General features: G+C 71.2%; 14 protein-coding genes and 2 pseudogenes. 3 read left to right on the top strand and 13 right to left on the bottom strand.

Features of this window, described 5'->3' with window-relative positions; all coding sequences use genetic code 11:
* Positions 1 to 1,039: 1,039 nt before the first annotated feature.
* The 9 genes and pseudogenes from JYK17_RS15795 to JYK17_RS15760 all read right to left on the bottom strand — a co-directional run bounded on the left by JYK17_RS15795 (position 1,040) and on the right by JYK17_RS15760 (position 9,376).
* Positions 1,040 to 1,888 carry an AraC family transcriptional regulator gene (locus tag JYK17_RS15795; protein ID WP_222810584.1) on the bottom strand — a complete coding sequence of 283 codons (849 nt, stop codon included), beginning with the start codon at positions 1,886 to 1,888 and terminating at the stop codon, positions 1,040 to 1,042.
* Between the two features lie 32 nt (positions 1,889 to 1,920).
* Positions 1,921 to 2,428: pseudogene (locus JYK17_RS15790) on the bottom strand (class I SAM-dependent methyltransferase); the annotation flags it as partial.
* Positions 2,429 to 2,457: 29 nt separating this feature from the next.
* Positions 2,458 to 4,842 carry an ATP-binding cassette domain-containing protein gene (locus JYK17_RS15785; RefSeq protein ID WP_222810583.1) on the bottom strand — a complete coding sequence of 795 codons (2,385 nt, stop codon included), beginning with the start codon at positions 4,840 to 4,842 and terminating at the stop codon, positions 2,458 to 2,460.
* A 19-nt stretch (positions 4,843 to 4,861) separates the two neighbouring features.
* Positions 4,862 to 6,142 carry an MFS transporter gene (locus JYK17_RS15780; RefSeq protein WP_234547379.1) on the bottom strand — a complete coding sequence of 427 codons (1,281 nt, stop codon included), beginning with the start codon at positions 6,140 to 6,142 and terminating at the stop codon, positions 4,862 to 4,864.
* Between the two features lie 19 nt (positions 6,143 to 6,161).
* Entirely contained in the window at positions 6,162 to 6,947 is a 786-nt protein-coding gene (locus JYK17_RS15775) for a YqjF family protein (protein WP_234548430.1), read from the bottom strand.
* Positions 6,948 to 7,025: 78 nt separating this feature from the next.
* A pseudogene (locus tag JYK17_RS40545) lies at positions 7,026 to 7,169 on the bottom strand (substrate-binding domain-containing protein); the annotation flags it as partial.
* Positions 7,170 to 7,343: 174 nt separating this feature from the next.
* A complete protein-coding gene (locus JYK17_RS15770; RefSeq protein ID WP_108009218.1) occupies positions 7,344 to 8,150 on the bottom strand; it encodes an SAM-dependent methyltransferase in 807 nt (268 codons plus the stop codon).
* An 87-nt stretch (positions 8,151 to 8,237) separates the two neighbouring features.
* The gene (locus tag JYK17_RS15765; RefSeq protein ID WP_108009216.1) at positions 8,238 to 8,498 is read right to left on the bottom strand and encodes a DUF397 domain-containing protein; all 261 of its coding nucleotides are present in this window, start codon (positions 8,496 to 8,498) and stop codon (positions 8,238 to 8,240) included.
* Complete coding sequence (locus JYK17_RS15760) at positions 8,495 to 9,376, bottom strand: Sco1979 family transcriptional regulator (protein WP_108009214.1); 882 nt, start codon at positions 9,374 to 9,376, stop codon at positions 8,495 to 8,497. The genes JYK17_RS15765 and JYK17_RS15760 overlap by 4 nt, the downstream gene beginning before the upstream one ends.
* Positions 9,377 to 9,576: 200 nt before the next feature.
* Here JYK17_RS15760 and JYK17_RS15755 point away from each other — a divergent pair, with 200 nt between their 5' ends.
* Complete coding sequence (locus JYK17_RS15755; protein ID WP_108009212.1) at positions 9,577 to 10,008, top strand: ATP-binding protein; 432 nt, start codon at positions 9,577 to 9,579, stop codon at positions 10,006 to 10,008.
* 39 nt (positions 10,009 to 10,047) lie between these two features.
* Here the strand turns inward: JYK17_RS15755 and JYK17_RS15750 are convergent, their stop codons facing one another.
* Complete coding sequence (locus JYK17_RS15750) at positions 10,048 to 11,289, bottom strand: PP2C family protein-serine/threonine phosphatase (protein ID WP_108009210.1); 1,242 nt, start codon at positions 11,287 to 11,289, stop codon at positions 10,048 to 10,050.
* 310 nt (positions 11,290 to 11,599) lie between these two features.
* On the opposite strand from JYK17_RS15750, the gene JYK17_RS15745 reads away from it, so the two are divergent.
* Entirely contained in the window at positions 11,600 to 12,352 is a 753-nt protein-coding gene (locus JYK17_RS15745; protein WP_234548429.1) for an SAM-dependent methyltransferase, read from the top strand.
* Between the two features lie 407 nt (positions 12,353 to 12,759).
* Positions 12,760 to 13,875: a GNAT family N-acetyltransferase gene (locus JYK17_RS15740; RefSeq protein ID WP_128803942.1), complete on the top strand. Its 1,116-nt coding sequence runs from the start codon at positions 12,760 to 12,762 to the stop codon at positions 13,873 to 13,875.
* A gap of 35 nt (positions 13,876 to 13,910) precedes the next feature.
* On the opposite strand, the gene JYK17_RS15735 is transcribed toward JYK17_RS15740, so the two are convergent.
* The 3 genes from JYK17_RS15735 to JYK17_RS15725 form a co-directional block, all read right to left on the bottom strand.
* Positions 13,911 to 14,564 (bottom strand): hypothetical protein, encoded by a 654-nt coding sequence (locus JYK17_RS15735; protein ID WP_108009205.1) that lies wholly within the window; start codon positions 14,562 to 14,564, stop codon positions 13,911 to 13,913.
* 187 nt (positions 14,565 to 14,751) lie between these two features.
* Positions 14,752 to 16,590: a glycoside hydrolase family 15 protein gene (locus JYK17_RS15730; RefSeq protein ID WP_108009203.1), complete on the bottom strand. Its 1,839-nt coding sequence runs from the start codon at positions 16,588 to 16,590 to the stop codon at positions 14,752 to 14,754.
* 917 nt (positions 16,591 to 17,507) lie between these two features.
* Entirely contained in the window at positions 17,508 to 18,287 is a 780-nt protein-coding gene (locus JYK17_RS15725; RefSeq protein WP_108012618.1) for a DeoR/GlpR family DNA-binding transcription regulator, read from the bottom strand.
* Positions 18,288 to 18,381: the final 94 nt, after the last annotated feature.

Below are 18,381 nucleotides of genomic sequence, written 5' to 3'. Positions count from 1 at the left end.
GGATGTTTCGGAACTCCAGCGGCTGCCGGCTGCCGGCTGCTCGGTGTGCAGGCGGTCAGGGCCGATGATTTGCGGGTGAGGCGCGACTGGTCTGCGTGGCCGCTGTGGGCGGTGAGGTGTGCGAGGTTGATGGCGTTGGGGTGGGCCGTTGGGCGGCGTTCGGTGCGGGCGACGTGTGGGTGGCCTGGGTGCGGAAGGTGGGCCGGGCCTGTGGGAGAGGTGGCTGTTTGGCGGTGTCGGGCGCGGGCGGCGCGAGGGTGGCGTGGGTGCGGAGGGGGGGCTGGGCCTGTGGGAGAGGTGGCTGTTTGGCGGTGTCGGGCGCGGGCGGCGCGAGGGTGGCGTGGGTGCGGAGGGGGGGCTGGGCCTGTGGGAGAGGTGGCTGTTTGGCGGTGTCGGGCGCGGGCGGCGCGAGGGTGGCGTGGGTGCGGAGGGGGGGCTGGGCCTGTGGGAGAGGTGGCTGTTTGGCGGTGTCGGGCGCGGGCGGCGCGAGGGTGGCGTGGGTGCGGAGGGGGGGCTGGGCCTGTGGGAGAGGTGGCTGTTTGGCGGTGTCGGGCGCGGGCGGCGCGAGGGTGGCGTGGGTGCGGAGGGGGGGCTGGGCCTGTGGGAGAGGTGGCTGTTTGGCGGTGTCGGGCGCAGATTCTCGAGGCTGACTGCCTGTACGCCGAGCAGCTGGCTCGTCTGGTCTGCGTGGCCGCTGTGGGCGGCGAGTTGTGCGAGGTTGATGGCGTCGGGGTGGGCCGTTGGGCGGCGTTGAGCGCGGGCGACGTGTGGGTGGCGTGGGTGCGGAAGGTGGGCCGGTCCTGTGGGGCGGGTGGCTGCTCGGCGGTGTCGGGCGTGGTGATGTGCCGGGTGGCCGGCTTGGGCAGGTTCATGTAGGCGGGGCGGCCGGATTGGGTGTTTCGGGACTACGGGGCGGACCAGCCGTTGAGCCCGGTCAAGGCCCCGGCGGCTGGTTGGCGGTGTCGGGCGGGTCGGTCGTGGTGATGCGCCTCCGTGTCGCGGGCGTGTGCCCGGCTCGGCCGGTTGCCCCCGACCGGCTTCATGTGGGCGGATGGTGGCCGGACTGGATGTTTCGGGACTCCTGGGCCAGCCAGGCGCTCGGGGTGCACGCGGCCAGGGTTGAGAATTCCCGGTCGAGGTGGGACTGGTCCGCGTAGCCGCAGTCGGCGGCGAGTTGTGCGAGGTCGAAGGCGCCGGGGCTGGCCGCGAGGCGGCGGCGGGTGCGGTCGAAGCGGATGACGCGGGCCGCTGCCTTGGGGGTGAGGCCGATTTCGGTGCGGAAGCGGTTGCGCAGATGCCGCTCGCTCACGGAGATCTCCGCGGCCAGCCGGTCGATGCGCAGCAGGCCGCCCGCCGACAGCAACAGGTGCCAGGCATCCGTCACCAAGGCGGCGGGGTGTGCGGCCTCGTGTCGCGACATGCGGCGCAGCAGCCAGTCGTCGACGGCGGCGAAGCGGGCGGCCCAGTCGGGTGCCTCGCGCACCCGCTCGTGCACCTCGCGCACATCCGCGCCCAGCACGTCGTCGGCGTGGACGTCGGCCCCGGCCAGCTCGCCCGCCGGCAGCCCCAGCAGGACCCGCGCGCCGAGCGGGCTGAGCGCGACCTGGATCCCGGACTGCCGTCCCGGCATCTCGATCAGCGCGGGTGTGAGGTGCAGGCCGCCGAGCAGCGTGCCGTAGTCGCCGGGGGCGGTGCCCGGATCGGGATGGGCGGCGATGCTCAGCGGTTCGTCGAGGGTGATGATCAGGGTCAGCCACGGCGACGGCAGCCCCCGGTGCCGGGCGGGCGGCACGCCACGCTGGCGGTAGCCGGTGTACCGGCCGACCAGCCCCCGCAGCGGCGGCGCGGGCGCTGCCTGCACCGCCTCGTCCACGATCTCGGCGCCCATACGGCCATTGTCACGCGCGGGGACTCACGGCACTACGGCTGAGCGGCCCGGGCAGCAACCTCCGTTGGTTCCGCCTCGCCGATGAGTTGTCCCGCCGTCGTCCGGACACGGGTCGACCAGCCGAGCGCGGTCAGGTCGGACATGAGGGTTCGAGGCTCGTGGAACACTTTCACGACGCGGCGCCGGCTGCCGTCGTCGACGAAGACCGCCCTGCCGCCCGGAGCGAGCACGCCGGCCACGAAGTCCCAGAAGGCGGGCAGCCGCCCGGGCGGGACGTGCGAGAGCCAGAAGGCGAAGAACACCGTGTCGTACGGTGTCGTAGCGGCGCGGCGGCCGCCAGGCGAACAGGGCGGCCTCGACGAACCGGACTGTCGAGCCTGCCGCACGTCTGCGTGCCAGGGCCAGTGCTTCGGGCGCCGCGTCGACCGCCGTCACCGAGTGCGCCCGTGCCGCGAGCAGCCGGGTCCACTGGCCCGTTCCGCAGGCCAGTTCCAGCACATGCCCGGTGACGGGCAGATCGTCGACCGCGGTGAGTAGGCGAAGGCCGACCGCGGGCCGTGCCGTGGAGGTCAGGCGCCCACGTACTGCGCGAGGTGCTGACCGGTGAGCGTGGAGCGGGCGGCGACCAGGTCGGCCGGGGTGCCCTCGAAGACGACGCGGCCGCCGTCGTGCCCGGCACCGGGGCCGAGGTCGATGATCCAGTCGGCGTGCGCCATGACCGCCTGGTGGTGCTCGATGACGATCACGGACTTGCCGGACTCCACCAACCGGTCCAGCAGACCGAGGAGTTGCTCGACGTCGGCGAGGTGCAGACCCGTGGTGGGCTCGTCGAGGACGTAGACGCCGCCCTTGTCCGCCATGTGCGTGGCCAGCTTCAGACGCTGGCGCTCACCGCCGGAGAGCGTGGTCAGCGGCTGGCCGAGGGTGAGATAGCCGAGCCCGACGTCCGCGAGGCGTTCGAGGATCTTGTGCGCGGCCGGGGTGCGGGCCTCGCCGTCCGCGAAGAACTCCAGGGCCTCCGACACCGGCATCGCGAGGACCTCGGAAATGTCCCGGCCGCCGAGCCGGTACTCCAGGACCGACGCGTCGAACCGCTTGCCCTCGCAGTCCTCGCAGGTGCTGGCGACCCCGGCCATCATCGCCAGGTCGGTGTAGATGACACCGGCGCCGTTGCAGGTCGGACAGGCGCCCTCGGAGTTGGCGCTGAACAGCGCGGGCTTGACCCCGTTGGCCTTGGCGAACGCCTTGCGGATCGGCTCCAGCAGACCCGTGTACGTCGCCGGGTTGCTGCGCCGAGAACCGCGGATCGGGCTCTGGTCCACGGAGATCACCCCGAGGTCCTCGGGGATCGAACCGTGCACGAGCGAACTCTTGCCGGACCCCGCCACGCCGGTGATCACGGCGAGCACGCCGAGCGGGACGTCCACGTCGACGTCCTCGAGGTTGTTCGCCGAGGCACCCCGGATCTCCAGGGTGCCGGTGGACTCGCGCACCTCGTCCTTGAGCGCGGCCCGGTCGTCGAGGTGGCGTCCGGTGACGGTGTCGCTGCCGCGCAGCCCGTCGATGGTGCCCTCGTAGCAGACGGTGCCGCCCGCCGTCCCGGCGCCGGGACCCAGGTCCACGACATGGTCGGCGATCTCGATGACCTCCGGCTTGTGCTCCACGACGAGCACGGTGTTGCCCTTGTCGCGCAGCCGCAGGAGCAGTTTGTTCATCCGCTGGATGTCGTGCGGGTGTAGGCCCGCGGTGGGCTCGTCGAAGACGTACGTGACATCGGTGAGGGAGGAGCCGAGGTGGCGGATCATCTTGACGCGCTGCGCCTCGCCGCCGGAGAGCGTGCCCGCGGGGCGGTCGAGCGAGAGATAGCCGAGGCCGATCTCGACGAACGAGTCGAGGGTCTGCTGGAGCGCGCTGAGCAGCGGCGCCACCGAGGGGTCCGCGAGCTCGCGCACCCAGTCGGCCAGATCCCTGATCTCCATGCGGCAGGCGTCCGCGATGGAGATCTTCTTGATCTTCGCGGAGCGGGCGTGCTCGGCGAGCCGGGTGCCGTCGCAGTCGGGGCAGACGGCGAAGGTGACCGCGCGCTCCACGAACGCCCGCACGTGCGGCTGCATCGCCTCCTTGTCCTTGGACAGCATCGACTTCTGGATGCGCGGGATCAGACCCTCGTAGGTCATGTTGATGCCCGCGATCTTCATCCGGGTGGGCTCGCGGTGCAGGAGGTCGTGCAGTTCCTTCTTGGTGAACTTGCTGATCGGCTTGTCCGGGTCGAAGAAGCCGGACTCCGCGTACAGGCGTGAGTTCCAGCCGCCGCCTGTGTAGCCGGGGATGGTGAAGGCGCCCTCGTTGATGGACTTGTCGGCGTCGTAGAGCTGGGTGAGGTCGAGGTCGGAGATCGTGCCGCGGCCCTCGCAGCGCGGGCACATGCCGCCGACCCGGTTGAAGGTGACCTTCTCGGCCTTCTGCGCGTTGCCGACCTTGATGGCACCGGCCGCCGAGACGGAGGGGACGTTGAAGGCGAAGGCTCCGGGCGGGCCGACGTAGGGCTTGCCGAGGCGGCTGAAGAGGATGCGGAGCATGGCGTTGGCGTCGGTGGCGGTGCCGACCGTGGAGCGCGGGTCGGCGCCCATGCGCTGCTGGTCCACGCTGATCGCGGTGGTCAGGCCGTCCAGGACGTCGACCTCGGGCCGCGACAGGTTCGGCATGAAGCCCTGCACGAAGGCGCTGTACGTCTCGTTGATCAGCCGCTGCGACTCGGCGGCGATCGTGTCGAACACCAGGGAGCTCTTGCCCGAGCCGGAGACTCCGGTGAACACCGTCAGCCGGCGCTTCGGGATCTCGATGCTGACGTCCTTGAGGTTGTTCTCGCGGGCGCCGTGCACGCGGATCAGGTCGTGACTGTCGGCGGCGTGCGGTGCCGGCGACTGCGCCTGCGTCCTGTTGGCCGTGGTCATCGTCTCTCCATCCGGGTGCTCAGCGGTCTGCGCCCACGTTATCCGCGCCCCCTGACCCGGCGCTTCTCGATTCCTGACCACTTGCGCGCCGGGCCGCCAGCAGGACGCAGGCGCAGGTGCCCAGGGCGACCGTGGCGAGGCCCGAGGCGCCGATGGTGGTGGAGGCGCCCAGCGTCGCGGTGAGGGGGCCGCCGAGAGCTGTGCCGAGGGGGGAGGCGGTGAGCAGGACCGCGCTGTTGGCGGCGAGCATCACGGAGAGGTGCTGCGGTGGCGACTTCGCCTGCAGGAGCGTCATCGAGAGCGCGACGAAGGGCCCGTAGATCACGCCGCCCAGGGTGAAGCAGGCGACGGTGAGGGGAGTCGGCGTATCGAGGCCGAAGGGCAGCAGGGTGAGTCCCCAGGCGATCACGATGGTCACCGTCACGGGCCACAGCGGCAGCTGCCGCAGCGCGCCGACCGCCAGCGAACCCAGGACGGCGCCGACGCCGAACAGCATCCAGTACAGGCCCAGCAGCGTGCCCGGGGCGTGCAGGTCGTCGGTCACATGCAGGGGCAGGGCGACCTCGACCGGGCCGTAGAGGAAGTTGAAGAACCAGGTGAGGGTGAGCAGACCGAGCAGTTCGGGGCGCGCCCGCAGCTGCGCGAGCCCGCCGCGGGCGGCCGCCTGGTCGACGGGGGAGACCCGCCCCGACTCCGGCAGCCGGAGGCGCGCGACGAGCACGGCGAGGAAGGCGTACGTCAGCGCGTCCAGACCCAGCACCAGAGCGGAGCTCGCGTACGTCACCAGGACACCGGCGAGGGCGGGACCGGCGATCGTGGCGGCGAAGTTGAGCGAGCTGACGAGCGTGTTCGCGGCCAGCCGCCGCTCCTCGGGCAGCAGCTCGGCGATCAGCGTGTACTTGCCCGCGCTGCCCCATGCGTGCAGCAGTGAGGACACGGCGAGCAGCGCGACGTACAGCGGCGGTGTCAGCACCCCGGCGAACCAGGCCAGCGGCACGACGCCGATGAACACACCGCGTACGACGTTGTCGGCCATGAGGAGCCGCCTGGCCGAGACCCGGCGCAGCCGGCGCCCGAACAGCAGGGCCCCGACCACGCCCGGCAGGGTGTTCGCGGCGACCGCACCGCCCACCCACAGCCCCTGTGTCGCTTCCGGCGCGAGTTCGATGGCGAGCCAGGCCACGGCGACGAAGCTCATGCCGTCCCCGAGGTACGACACCCCGAAGCCGAGGAACAGCCGCCGGAACACCTCGTTGGCGAGCACCGGCCGGTAGGCGGGCGGGACGAGACGTCTGATCACCCTGGCCACGCTAGAGGCCTCACGGTGCCCGGCGCTTCTCAATTCCTGATCGTTCCCCGACCCGAAGTCCGGCGGTCCCTACGGAGTCCGGCCTCCCGAAGCGGACCGAGACCCCCGGCGTGTACAGCACGCTGACCGGCGGATCCGTCATCCGCGGCAGGCCCGCCGCGGTGACCAAGTCGTCGTCCAGGCCGAGCAGTTCGGCCCGGTGCAGAGGCCACGGCGCGTGCTCGTTGGGGATGTGCGCGGTACGGCCGTGCCAGGGGACGTGCATGCCCCAGCGGGCGGTGAGGAACAGTTCCAGCGGCGAGGGCCGCGCTATCGGAGCGCCGGGCCGCACCACCGCACGGCTCGTGGGGCCGCGGCCGGTCGCGCCGCGACGGCAGGTGTAAGTGAGCACACCGTTCGTGCGGCGCAGCCGCATCGCAGACCACACATAGGGCAACCGTACGCCGAGCCGCCCCACCAGCACGGGCAGCAGACGACTCGCGTCCAGGGACAGGAACACGACACCGCGGCGGCCACGTTCGTCCACCGAGTACAGCCGTACGTTCGTCTCGCAGAACGTGCCGAGATACGGCAGCCCGGGCCCGGGGCCGAGGCCCACGCCCCGCATGAGGAACGGCACGAGACCGACGTAGGTGACCCCGTCCAGGGTGTCCGGGCGGGTCCCGGCGGGCAGCAGCCCGGCCACCCGATCCGGCTCCACCGGCCAGTGCAGAAAGGTCAGTTCGTGCCAGCCCTGCACCAGTGCCGGCCGGCGCACGGGACGCGGGGTGGTCGGGGTGACCGGCTCGATCTCCATGCCCTGCCTTCTAGCACGTGGGCGGCGGTCGGTCGGGGGAACGGGTTTGCGCCCCAGCGCGGCCGCCGACGGTGACATGTCGTCGAAGCCGACGACGCCGATGTCCGCGGGAACGGTCAGGCCGCGCTCGTGGAAGGCGCGCAACAGCCCCGGTTTCAGCTGGTCGTTGGCGGCGAACACGGCCGTGCAGTCCGGCTGTACGGCCCGTTCGAGACCGGCCACGTAGCCGTACACGGCCGACCAGTCACCGCATCCTCCACAACGGCACGCCAGGCCTGGGCGCGGCGCTGCCCGGCGAAGTGATCGCCGTACGACCCCTGTGCCGTACGACTTCGGCGACGTGCGGCCCCGGCCCCGCGGGGGACCGGGGCCGCGACACCCCCGGCTGCCGCACCCCTACGGCTTGATGCCCACGCCGGTCCACAGGCTGACCTCGGCGTCCGTGGCGTTGGACTCGCCGTCCGGACGCCAGCGGTGGCCGACCGAGATGCCCGGGTCGAGCAGGTCGAGGCCGTCGAAGAAGCGGGCCACGTCCTGCTTCGAGCGGAACTGCACCGGCGTACCGGCATTGGTGTAGATGTCGGTGACCTTCTGCCAGGTGTCCGGGTCGAAGTCGGGCGTGCAGTGGCTCAGGGCCAGCGCGCTGCCCGAGGGCAGGACCGCCAGCAGACGCTCCACGATGCCGTACGGGTCCTGCGCGTCCGGCACGAAGTGCATCAGGGCGTTGAGCGACAGGGCCACGGGCCGGTCCAGGTCCAGCACCTCCGCCAGCTCGGCGGAGTCGAGCAGCGAGGACGGGTCGTTGACGTCGGCCTCGATGTACGTGGTGCGGCCCTGGGTGGTGCTGCGCATCAGGCGCTCGGCGTACTTGAGCACGAGCGGGTCGTTGTCGGCGTAGACCACTCGCGCCTCGGGGACCACGGACTGGGCCACCTGGTGCAGATTCGGCTCGGTGGGGATGCCGGTGCCGATGTCCAGCCACTGGCGGATGCCGTGCTCCCGGGCGAGGACACGGGTGGCGCGGTGCATGAACGCCCGGTTCTCGCGGGCGCACACGAAGATCGCCGGGTAGGCCTCGGCGACGGCCTCCGCGGCCTGCTTGTCGACCTCGAAGTGGTCCTTGCCGCCGAGGTAGTAGTCGTACATCCGGGCGGAGTGGGGCCTGCTGGTGTCAATGTCCCGCGCGGCGTGCGAGCTGGTCATCCTGAACCTTTCGGTGGTGTGCGGTGGGGGTGTCGGGCAGGTGGCGGCCGGGGGTGTGCCCGGTGCCTCCCGCTGTTCCTGGGGGCGTCAGCCGGCCGTCAGATGATCGGCGAGGCCTCGTTTGACTCCTGCGACGAACGCGGTGATCTCTTCCGGGGTGTAGATCAGGGCGGGTCCGGCGGGATCGGTCGACTGCCTGAGTGCCACGCGGCCGTCGGCGAGTTGCTTGGTCTGCACACACTGGCCCCCGTTGGGTCCGCTCCATGGAGACTCCCAGCCCACCTCGCCGAGGTCCGACGCCGGCATCCCGTTGTAGACATCGCAGCCACGGCCGTCGGTGACGGTCATGAGTACTCCTTTCGCATGCGGTTCAGGAGCGCCTTGCTGTCCGCGTCCGAGGTCAGCAGGGACATGCGGTTGTGCGCCTCCAGGTGGGCCGCCACGTCCGAACGCTGGTCCAGGTACATGGCGCCGGAGAGGACCTCGCTGTAGACGACGTCGGGCAGCTCCGGCTCCTCGAACCGGAAGTAGGTGAAGGGCGCGCACGCGCCGACATGGGCGCCGGCCGTGAACGGCACGACGTCGATGCTGACGTGGGTCAGCTCCGAGACCTCCAGGAGCCGGTCGATCTGCTCGCGCATCACCTCGGGACCGCCCACCACCCGGTGCAGAACCGCTTCTTCCATCACCACCCACAGCGTGGGCGCGTCGGATCTGTCCAGCAGGCTCTGGCGGCGCAGCCGCAGATCGACCCGCCGGTCCAGGTCCTCCTCGCTGCCGTTCGGCAGGCCGCCGCGCAGCACCTCGCGGGCGTACCGCGGGGTCTGCAGGAGTCCCGTCACATAGTGGGGCTCGTAGGTGCGCAGGGTCGTGGCCCCGGTCTCCAGGCTCACATAGGCGCGGAACCAGTCCGGCAGCGCGTCGCGGTAGACATGCCACCAGCCGGGCTCGTTGGCCCGCTCCGCGAAGGCGACGAACTCGTCGATCTCCTGCCGGTCGGCTCCATAGGTTTCGAGCAGCTTCTCCACATAGAGGGGTTTGAGTGCGACCTCCGCCTTCTCCAGCCGGCGGATGGTCAGGGACGTCACCCGCAACGCCTTGGACGCGTCGTCGAGGGACACGCCCGCGTCCTGGCGCCGCTCCTGCAGCCGTCGGCCGAGGATCATGCGGAGAACGGTGGGAGCACTGGGGCTGTTGTTGCCCGTGCCCGACCGGCCTTCGTTCACGCCCTACCTCCTGAGGAACTGTCACAAGTACGGCAGTGATGGCGACTTGGTGAAGCCGCCAGTTCGATACCGACCCAATGAAATTATCAGGTAGCCGGTTGCAGGTTGAACTGCCCTGTGAGCATAGTTACTTGCGTGAATCGTTTCGACGATCACGGTGCGCCCGCTCTCCCCGGAAGGCAACTGCCGTGACCCCCCACATGACTTCCTCCCCGCAGCTGTTAGACGCAGCGAGTCAGGAACGGACACACTGGCTCGAACTGCCCCCGCAGCGCTCCAGTATCAAAGTCGCCCGCCGCTCCGTGAGCGCCCGGCTGAGTGCGTGGCGGCTGCCGGCCGACCTGTGCGCGGACGCCGTCCTGCTCGTGTCCGAACTGGCCACCAACGCCCTGCGCCACACCCTCAGCGCACGCATCCTGTGTGGTATCGGACTCGTCACCGACGACTGCCTCCGCCTGGAGGTGCACGATCACGACCGCTCGGGCCGCGAACTGCCCCGCTGTGAACCCGGTCCCGACGACGAGGGGGGCCGTGGGCTGTTCCTCGTGGAGGCGATCGCGGACAGCTGGGGCATCGACCGGTCCAGGCTCACCGGCGGCAACGCCGTGTGGGCGAACCTGAGAACGGCCTGAGCCCGCCGGACGGGGGGCTCACTCCTTGCCGGGAAGGAGTCATTCCTTCCCGGGGGTGAGTTCGGCGAGGAGCAGCGTGCGGTCGTCGGCGCCGGCCGCTGTGGAGGGGGAGCGCAGCAGCTGTTGGCACATCGACTGCAGCCGGTTCTGCTCGTCGGACGCCGGCACGGGTTCGAGGGCAGCCGAGTCCAGGGCGCGTGCGAGGCGGGCGATCTCCTGGTCGATGTCCATGCCGCGGGACTCGACCAGGCCGTCGCTGTAGAGCACGAGCAGGGCCGGCTCGTCCAGGGTCAGCACGGTGGCCTCGTAGCTGCCCGTGCCGAGCCCGAGGGGCAGGCCCGGACTCGCGAGCGCCACCGGGCCGGTCCGGCCGTCCGGGCCGCGCAGCAGCGGGGGAGGGTGGCCCGCACCCACGAGTGTGCAGGTGTGCGCGCGTGCGTCCCACTCGGCGTAGATGCAGGTCGCGAAGGAGGCCCCGGGCGTGTCCGAGGCGAGGGCGTCCAGACGCCGTACGAGATCCGCGGCCGGGATGTCGAGTCCCGCCAACGTACGGACGGCGGTGCGCAGTTGGATCATCGCGACGGCGGACTCCGGGCCGTGCCCCATGGCGTCCCCGACGACGAGACCGGCCCGGTCGCCCGGCCGCTTCAGCACGTCGAACCAGTCACCGCCGATGATGTTGCCCTGTCCGGCGGGCAGACAGGCGTGGGCGATGCGGCAGCCGTCGACCTCCAGGGCGGAGCCGGGCAGCAGGCTGTTCCGGATGGCCAGGGCGGTGCGGCGCTCGCGCTCGTAGCGGCGCGCGTTGTCCAGGGCGATGGCGGCCCGGCCCGCCAGCCACTCCACGGCAACGACCTCCCCGGTCCGGAAGGCGGCGCGCTGCGGACCGCGGGTGCAGGCGACGAAACCGACCGTGGTGCCCCGCAGATGGAGCGGGACGACGAGAAAGGACGACGAGCCCACCAGGTCGTCGATCCGCGCGTCGCCGTGCCCGGACGCGACAAGCCGCTCGGAGGTGTGGGTGTCCACCCCGTCCAGCAACTGCGTGTGCCCGTCGGCGAGGGCGCGTGCGTACGGCGTTCCGCGCGGGAAGACGATCACCTCGCCGACCGGCAGCAGCCCCTCCCAGGACTCCGCCGCGTCCGTCCCCACGCGCAGCGCGAGGCGGCGCGCCTCTATCTGGGGCGGGTCCGTGGCCGGGTAGGCGTTCTCCTCGCGCACCCAGCGCTCCAGCAGATAGACCGAGGCCGCGTCGCAGAAGCCGGGGGTGAGCGCGTGCACGACATGGCTGCCGGTCAGCCGCAGGTCGAGCTCGGAGCCGATGACGTCGGCAGCGGGGGAGAAGACCGAACGCCGGGGCGGTGGCTGGGAGGCTGAGGCTTCGTCGGCGCGGCTGCGTGGTTCGTTCCGCAGTGGTCGTGCCTTTCCGGGTGGGGGCTCCGGGTGCGCCGGCGAAGAGGGTGGCTCGCCGAGCGCCGTCCCGCAACTATATGATGGCGCGTCAAGGCCCCTGGTCACAGAGGGAGTTGCAGTGTCGGACAATGCAGGGATTCCGCCGGGGACCGATCCCGACAAGGCGAGCGTGGCCCGTATGTACGACGCCATGATGGGCGGGCAGCACAACTTCGCCATCGACCGCGAGGCCCTGGCCGCCTTCACCGCCATCGACCCCCAGGTGCGCACCCTGGCCCGCGCCAACCGCGCCTTCCTCGGCCGGGCCGTGCGCTTCGTGGTCGACTCCGGGGTACGGCAGTTCATCGACCTCGGCTCGGGCATCCCCACCCAGGGCAACGTCCACGAGGTGGCGCAGGCGGCCAGCCCCGGCGCCCGGGTGGTCTACGTCGACAACGACCCCGTCGCGGTCGCCCACAGCGCCTCGCTGCTCGCCGACAACCCGGACGCGGACATCGTCGACGCGGACATCCGCCGGCCCGCCGACATCCTCGGCTCCGAGCAGGTGCGCAAGCTGATCGACTTCGATCAGCCCGTCGCCGTACTGATGATCACGATCCTGCACTTCATCTCGCCCGAGGAGAACCCGGCCGGCATCGTGACCGCCTTCCGCGACGCCCTGCCCGAGGGCGGCTGGCTGGCGCTGACCCACGCCACCAACCAGGACCGCCCGGACACCGCGGACGCCGTCGGCAAGCTCTACCGCTCCCGCGCCACCTCTCCCGTCACGGCCCGCTCCCACGACGAGATCCTCGGACTCTTCGACGGCTTCGACCTGGTCGACCCGGGCCTGGTCTACGTCCCCCTGTGGCGCCCGGACCCCGACGACCGGATCCCGGACAACCCGTCGGAGTACTGGGTGTACGCGGGAGTCGGCCGCAAGGGCGCATAGCCCGGCGGCGCCCGACGGACCCCAGCGGCACCCGGAGGCAGTGAGGGCAACGGCGACATGCCGTCACCTCCCCCCCCGAATGATCGATCTGGCCGGATCCTGGCACCTCGTCACACTGCGGTCTTTGTTGCGGCAGGCACCCTTGACAACATGCGTACTGTTTCGCGAGGTTTGGTCCTCGGTGGACAGTTCGGAACCTGAGGGTCGACCGCGCAACGACCGTGCATACGGCGCGGAACCGGCTGATACTCGTAGAAGTGGTAGGACGCGGACGATGCGCCGCGGGGGGACGTCACGGGGGGAGCGGTCGCCGATGCGATCGATGAACAGGGGTCCACACGCTCAGCCGGCCAGTGCTGCGGTCGGGACGTTCTTCGCGGAGCCTGCGGAAGGGCGGATGATCTGACGTGGACGTCACGATCCACAGAACCGACGAACTGAGCGCCTCGCTGCAAGCGGCCTGGCACAGAGCGATGGACCAGTCGCCCGAATACGCCAATCCTTTCCTGGCCCCGGAGTTCGCCCTCGGGATCGGCAGATACCGCGCCGGGACGCGGATCGCGGTCCTGCACGAGGGTGGAGAACCGGTCGGATTCCTGCCGTACGAACGCAATGTCCTCGGCGTCGGCCGTGCCATCGGTCTCGGGCTGTCCGACTGCCAGGCGCTCGTGCACCGGCCGGGGGTCACCTGGGACGCCCAGGAGTTGCTGAAGGCCTGCGGGCTGTCGGTGTTCGAGTTCGACCATCTCGTCGAGGAGCAGAAACCGTTCAGCCGGCATGTCACGGGCCTGTTCGCCTCCCCGGTGGTCGATCTCAAGCCCGACGAGAGCGGTTACGCCCCGTGGCTGCGCGGCGCGTACCCGGGCCTGGCCAAGACCACGCTGAAGAAGGAGCGCCGCCTCGGGCGCGACCTGGGCGAGGTGCGCTTCGAGTTCGACGAGCGCGATCCGCGGATGCTGCGCCGGCTGATGCAGTGGAAGTCCGCCCAGTACCGCAGGACCGGACGGATGGACCGGTTCGCGCGGCCGTGGATCGTCGACCTGGTCAACCATCTCCACCAGGTCCGCGAGGACCACTTCACCGGTGTGCTGTCCGTGCTCTACGCCGGTGACCGGCCGGTGGCGGCGCACTTCGGGCCGCGCTCACGCACCGTGCTGGCGGCCTGGTTCACCGCGTACGACCCCGAGCTGCACTACTACTCGCCGGGGCTGATGATGCATCTGCGCACGGCCGAGGCAGCGGCCCGCAACGGCGTGACGCTGCTCGACCTGGGGCGCGGCGACAAAGAGTACAAGGACTGGCTCAAGACCCGCGAGCTGCGCGTGGCGGAAGGATTCGCCAGCAGGCCCCACCCGGTCTCGGCCGCCCACCTGCTGTGGCGCAGACCCGTGCGGGGCCTGCGGAACACGGTGAACGCCCATCCCGAGCTGCGCGCACCCGCCGACCGTCTGCTGAAGACACTCGGCACACTGCGCACGTCCCGGCGGGCGGGCCCCGGCTCCGCGGGGCCCCGCACCCCCTGAGTCCGTCCTGCCCGCTCGGTGATCTGCTCCAGGGGCTACGCCGCGACCGCCATGCGTCCGCGGGCGGCGCTGCGGTAGGTGGAGATGCCCACGGCCAGCAGCCAGTAGCTGAGGATCGCGCCCATCATGGCCGTGGTGCCCCAGCCGTTCGCCGCGTAGAAGTGCGCGGGTGTGTTGCCGAAGAACAGGGACGGCACGAACACCAGGTTGAGCACCGCGAGACCGTAGGCCGAGCGGCCCACCCAGCGCGGCAGGAGCCGCGTGCGGGTGACGACGAAGCCGACCGCGGTGAGGAAGAGGGCCAGCATCAGACGGGAGATCGATCCGTAGAGGATGTAGGTGCCGTCGACCGTGATCGTCGGGTCGATCCTGTGGTCGGTGGCGATGACCGCGCCCGCCTCCAGGCCGGAGGAGACGAGGGTGATCGTGGCGTAGACGAGTCCGGTGGCGAAGGCGATCGAGCCCGCCCACTCGTACTCCGGGCGTGTGAGCTTGATCAGTTCACGCAGGGCCGTCACGAAGACGACCAGGAAGGCGAGGCCGAGGATGCCGAGCAGCAGCCGGGCCAGGACGTTGGCGTCCGGCGGCGGGCCCGAGTAGACGAAGTACAGCGGCACTTCGACAATCAGCGCGGCCGCGGTGGTGATGCCCGCGGCACCCGTCAGACGCCTGGCGATGGTCTCGTTCATCGGTGTTCCCCCGAGTCCGTGAGGTGGATTCCGTGTCGGCCCGTTCGCCGACGTCATGAATCCTCCCAGCCGTGGGGGACGCAGTCCCTGGGCCTGGGCACCGGATCCCGGGTGTCCTCAGCAACACCCCCGAAGGCAACACCCCCGAAGGCAACACCCCCCAAGGCAACACCCTCGAACGACCGCCTCAGCCCAGGGCCTTGTCCAGGTTGAAGGCGGCGCTGATGAGGGCGAGATGGGTGAACGCCTGCGGGAAGTTGCCCTGTTGCTCGCCGGTGTGGCTGATCTCCTCGGCGTACAGGCCGAGATGGTTGGCGTAGGTGAGCATCTTCTCGAAGGCGAGCCGTGCCTCGTCGATGCGTCCGGCGTGCACCATGGCCTCGACGTACCAGAACGAGCAGATGGAGAAGGTGCCTTCGTCGCCGCGCAGACCGTCGGGGCTCGAGAGGGGGTCGTAGCGGTAGACCAGGGAGTCCGACACCAGGTCGTTGGTGAGGGCGTCGAGCGTGGACAGCCACTTGGGGTCGGTGGGCGCGATGAACTTCGTCAGCGGCATCATCAGGACCGCGGCGTCCAGGACGTCGCCGTCCTCGTGCTGGACGAACGCCTGCCGGGTCTCGGACCAGCCGCGCTTCATGATCCGCCGGTAGATCGTGTCGCGGGTCTCGCGCCAGCGGGGCAGATCGGCGGGCAGGCCGCGCCGGTTGGCCATGCGGATGGCCCGCTCGATCGCCACCCAGCACATCAGCCGCGAGTACAGGAAGTTCTTGCGTCCGCCGCGGGTCTCCCAGATCCCCTCGTCGGGCTGGTCCCAGTGCTCGCACACCCACTCCACCAGGCGGCACACATTGTCCCACTGGGCGCTGGAGATCGGCTTGGCCCACTTGTCGTAGAGGTAGATCGAGTCGATGAGGGCGCCGTATATGTCGAGCTGCAGCTGGTCGGCGGCGGCGTTGCCGATCCGGACCGGCGCGGAGCCCTGATGCCCCTCCAGATGGCCGAGTTCGCGCTCGGTGAGGTCGGTGCGGCCGTCGATGCCGTACATGATCTGCAGGGGCGCGGACTGCCCGTCGTCGCATGTACTGACGTAGCGGACAAGGAAGTTCATGAACGCCTCGGCCTCTTCGGTGAAGCCGAGCCGCAACAGCGCGTACACGCAGAACGCGGCGTCGCGCACCCACACGTAGCGGTAGTCCCAGTTGCGTTCGCCGCCCAGCTCCTCGGGCAGGCTGGTGGTCGGCGCGGCGACGATCGCGCCGGTGGGCGCGTAGGTGAGCAGCTTCAGGGTGAGGGCGGAGCGATGCACCATCTCCCGCCAGCGGCCACGGTACTTGGAGGCGGACAGCCAGCGCCGCCAGTACGCCACCGTGGTGCCGAACTGCTCCTCGGCCTCGGCCTTGGCGCACCGGCGCGGCTGCACGTCGCCGCCGAGCTGGTCCAGCGCGAACACCGCCGTGTCGCCCTGGGAGAGCTTGAAGTCAGCCCGGGCGTCCGGTCCTTCGGCCTCCAGCGGCACGGTCGCGGTCAGTGCGAGCGACATCCCGTCGGCCTCGAAGACCGCCGCCTCGCCGACCATCCGCACGGTGTGCTCGCGCGTGCCGTAGTCGAAGCGCGGGGCGATGCGTGCGCGGAACGGGATGGAGCCGCGTACGCACACCACGCGCCGGATCAGCCGGTGCCGCTCCGCCTCCACGTCGCCGTTGTTGAGCGGCATGAAGTCCTGCACCTCGCCGACGCCGTCCTCGGTGAAGAAGCGGGTGATCAGGACGTTGGTGTCGGGGAAGTAGAACTGCTTGGTCTTCGCCTGCACGGACGCCGCCAGCCGGAAGGACCCGCCGCGCTCGGCGTCCAGGATCGACGCGAAGATGCTCGGCGCGTCGAAGGCCGGGCAGCAGTACCAGTCGATGGTGCCGTCGGTGCCCACGAGCGCCACGCTGCGCAGATCACCGATCAGCCCGTGCTCGGCGATCGGCAGATAACCGGGCCCTCCCTCGGAAATCCCCTCGTCGACCGCTCGTACGCTCATCACAGCCTCCCTGCCCCGGGCCAGCGTCCCGCGTCCCACGTCGCGCGTTCCTCAGCCTAGGCGGATCGGGGGGCGGGGGCGCGGGGATCGGGGGAGTGGGGTGGGTGTGCGGGGGGTGGGGCTTCCTGGTGGGTTGGTGAGCGTCCGGTGTGGTGGGGTGTCGGCCGGCAGCGGATGCGGCGGGAGTCGGGGAGCTGGCGGGTGGGGTGTTCTGGTGGTCGGCGAGTGTCCGGTGTGGCGGGGGCTGGCGGGCGGCCGATGCGGCGGGGAGCCGGGGGGCGGGTGAGGATTCCGGTGGGTTGGTGAGCGTCCGGTGTGGTGGGGTGTCGGCGGGCAGCGGATGCGGCGGGAGTCGGGGAGCTGGCGGGTGGGGTGTTCTGGTGGTCGGCGAGTGTCCGGTGTGGCGGGGGCTGGCGGGCGGCCGATGCGGCGGGGAGCCGGGGGGCGGGTGAGGCTCCCGGCGGGTAGGTGAGCGTCCGGTGTGGTGGGGGGTCGGCCGGCAGCGGATGCGGCGGGAGTCGGGGAGCTGGCGGGTGGGGTGTTCTGGTGGGCGGCGAGTGGCCGGTGTGGCGGGGGCTGGCGGGCGGCCGATGCGGCGGGGAGCCGGGGGGCGGGTGAGGATTCCGGTGGGTTGGTGAGCGTCCGGTGTGGTGGGGTGTCGGCGGGCAGCGGATGCGGCGGGAGTCGGGGAGCTGGCGGGTGGGGTGTTCTGGTGGTCGGCGAGGGTCCGGTGTGGCGGGGGCTGGCGGGCGGCCGATGCGGCGGGGAGCCGGGGGGCGGGTGAGGATCCCGGTGGGTAGGTGAGCGTCCGGTGCGGTGGGAGCCCGCGGGGAGCCGATGCGTCGTGGGGTCCGGGGCAGCCGGGCAGCCCGTGAGTCGGCGGATCTCCGGCGAGCAGCCGGGCCCGGGCCTCCGCGTCAGACCGCCAGCACCCTCAGCCCCGCCTCCTCGAACCTGCGGACCTCGTCCGCGTCGACCGCCGTGTCCGTCACGAGTGTGTCGACCGCGGTGGCGTCGCAGATGCGGGCGAACGCGCGCTGCCCCAGCTTGCTGGAGTCCGCGGCGACGATCACGCGCTCGGCGCGCTCGCACAGCAGCCGGTTGATGGCCGCCTCGGCCTCGTCGTGCGCGGCCGCGCCGTGGGCCGCGTCGAAGGCGACGACGCCGAGGACGGCCACGTCGAGGGTGATCTGGCCGAGCACGCCGTCCGCGAGCGGCCCGATGAGTTCGTACGACTGCGGGCGCGCCACCCCGCCGGTCACCACGATCTTGAACTGGGGGCGCACGGCGAGCTCGTTGGCGATGTTGAGGGCGTTCGTCACGACGGTGAGCGCCGGAGTGCCGGAGGTGAGATCGCTGCGCACGGCCAGGGCACGCGCCACCTCGGTGGTGGTCGTGCCGCCGGTCAGCCCCACCGCCTCGCCGGGCGCGACGAGGTCGGCCACCGCCTTCGCGATCCGCTGCTTCTCGGAGGCGTGGCGGGCGGTCTTGTAGCGCAGCGGCAGCTCGTACGACACCCCGTGCACGACCGCGCCGCCCCGGGTGCGCACGAGCATCTGCTGCTCGGCGAGCTGGTCGAAGTCGCGCCGGATCGTCGCCGCCGAGACCTCCAGGTCGGCGGCCGCCTCCTCCACATCCAGCCGGCCGCGCTCGACGAGCAGTTCCAGCAGCGCCTTCCAGCGGGCGTCCCGCGACATCCCCGCCCTCCGTTCCTCGATCTCCCGGCGACCCTAGCGCACACCGCATGGCGTCGATTGCTTGATTATGCTCGAAAGTACGCTGTATCTTGCA

This window comes from Streptomyces plumbidurans (genome assembly GCF_019857225.1).
Classification (GTDB): Bacteria; Actinomycetota; Actinomycetes; order Streptomycetales; family Streptomycetaceae; genus Streptomyces; species Streptomyces plumbidurans.
The sequence above is the reverse complement of the archived record's forward strand: the minus strand, read 5'-3'. Positions and strand labels throughout refer to the sequence as shown.

Coding starts and splice junctions, on each gene's coding strand:
- JYK17_RS15795 (WP_222810584.1), bottom strand. CDS start 1,888: ATGGGCGCCGAGATCGTGGACGAGGCGGTGCAGGCAGCGCCCGCGCCG.
- JYK17_RS15785 (WP_222810583.1), bottom strand. CDS start 4,842: ATGACCACGGCCAACAGGACGCAGGCGCAGTCGCCGGCACCGCACGCC.
- JYK17_RS15775 (WP_234548430.1), bottom strand. CDS start 6,947: ATGGAGATCGAGCCGGTCACCCCGACCACCCCGCGTCCCGTGCGCCGG.
- JYK17_RS15770 (WP_108009218.1), bottom strand. CDS start 8,150: ATGACCAGCTCGCACGCCGCGCGGGACATTGACACCAGCAGGCCCCAC.
- JYK17_RS15765 (WP_108009216.1), bottom strand. CDS start 8,498: ATGACCGTCACCGACGGCCGTGGCTGCGATGTCTACAACGGGATGCCG.
- JYK17_RS15755 (WP_108009212.1), top strand. CDS start 9,577: ATGACTTCCTCCCCGCAGCTGTTAGACGCAGCGAGTCAGGAACGGACA.
- JYK17_RS15745 (WP_234548429.1), top strand. CDS start 11,600: ATGTACGACGCCATGATGGGCGGGCAGCACAACTTCGCCATCGACCGC.
- JYK17_RS15735 (WP_108009205.1), bottom strand. CDS start 14,564: ATGAACGAGACCATCGCCAGGCGTCTGACGGGTGCCGCGGGCATCACC.
- JYK17_RS15730 (WP_108009203.1), bottom strand. CDS start 16,590: ATGAGCGTACGAGCGGTCGACGAGGGGATTTCCGAGGGAGGGCCCGGT.
- JYK17_RS15725 (WP_108012618.1), bottom strand. CDS start 18,287: ATGTCGCGGGACGCCCGCTGGAAGGCGCTGCTGGAACTGCTCGTCGAG.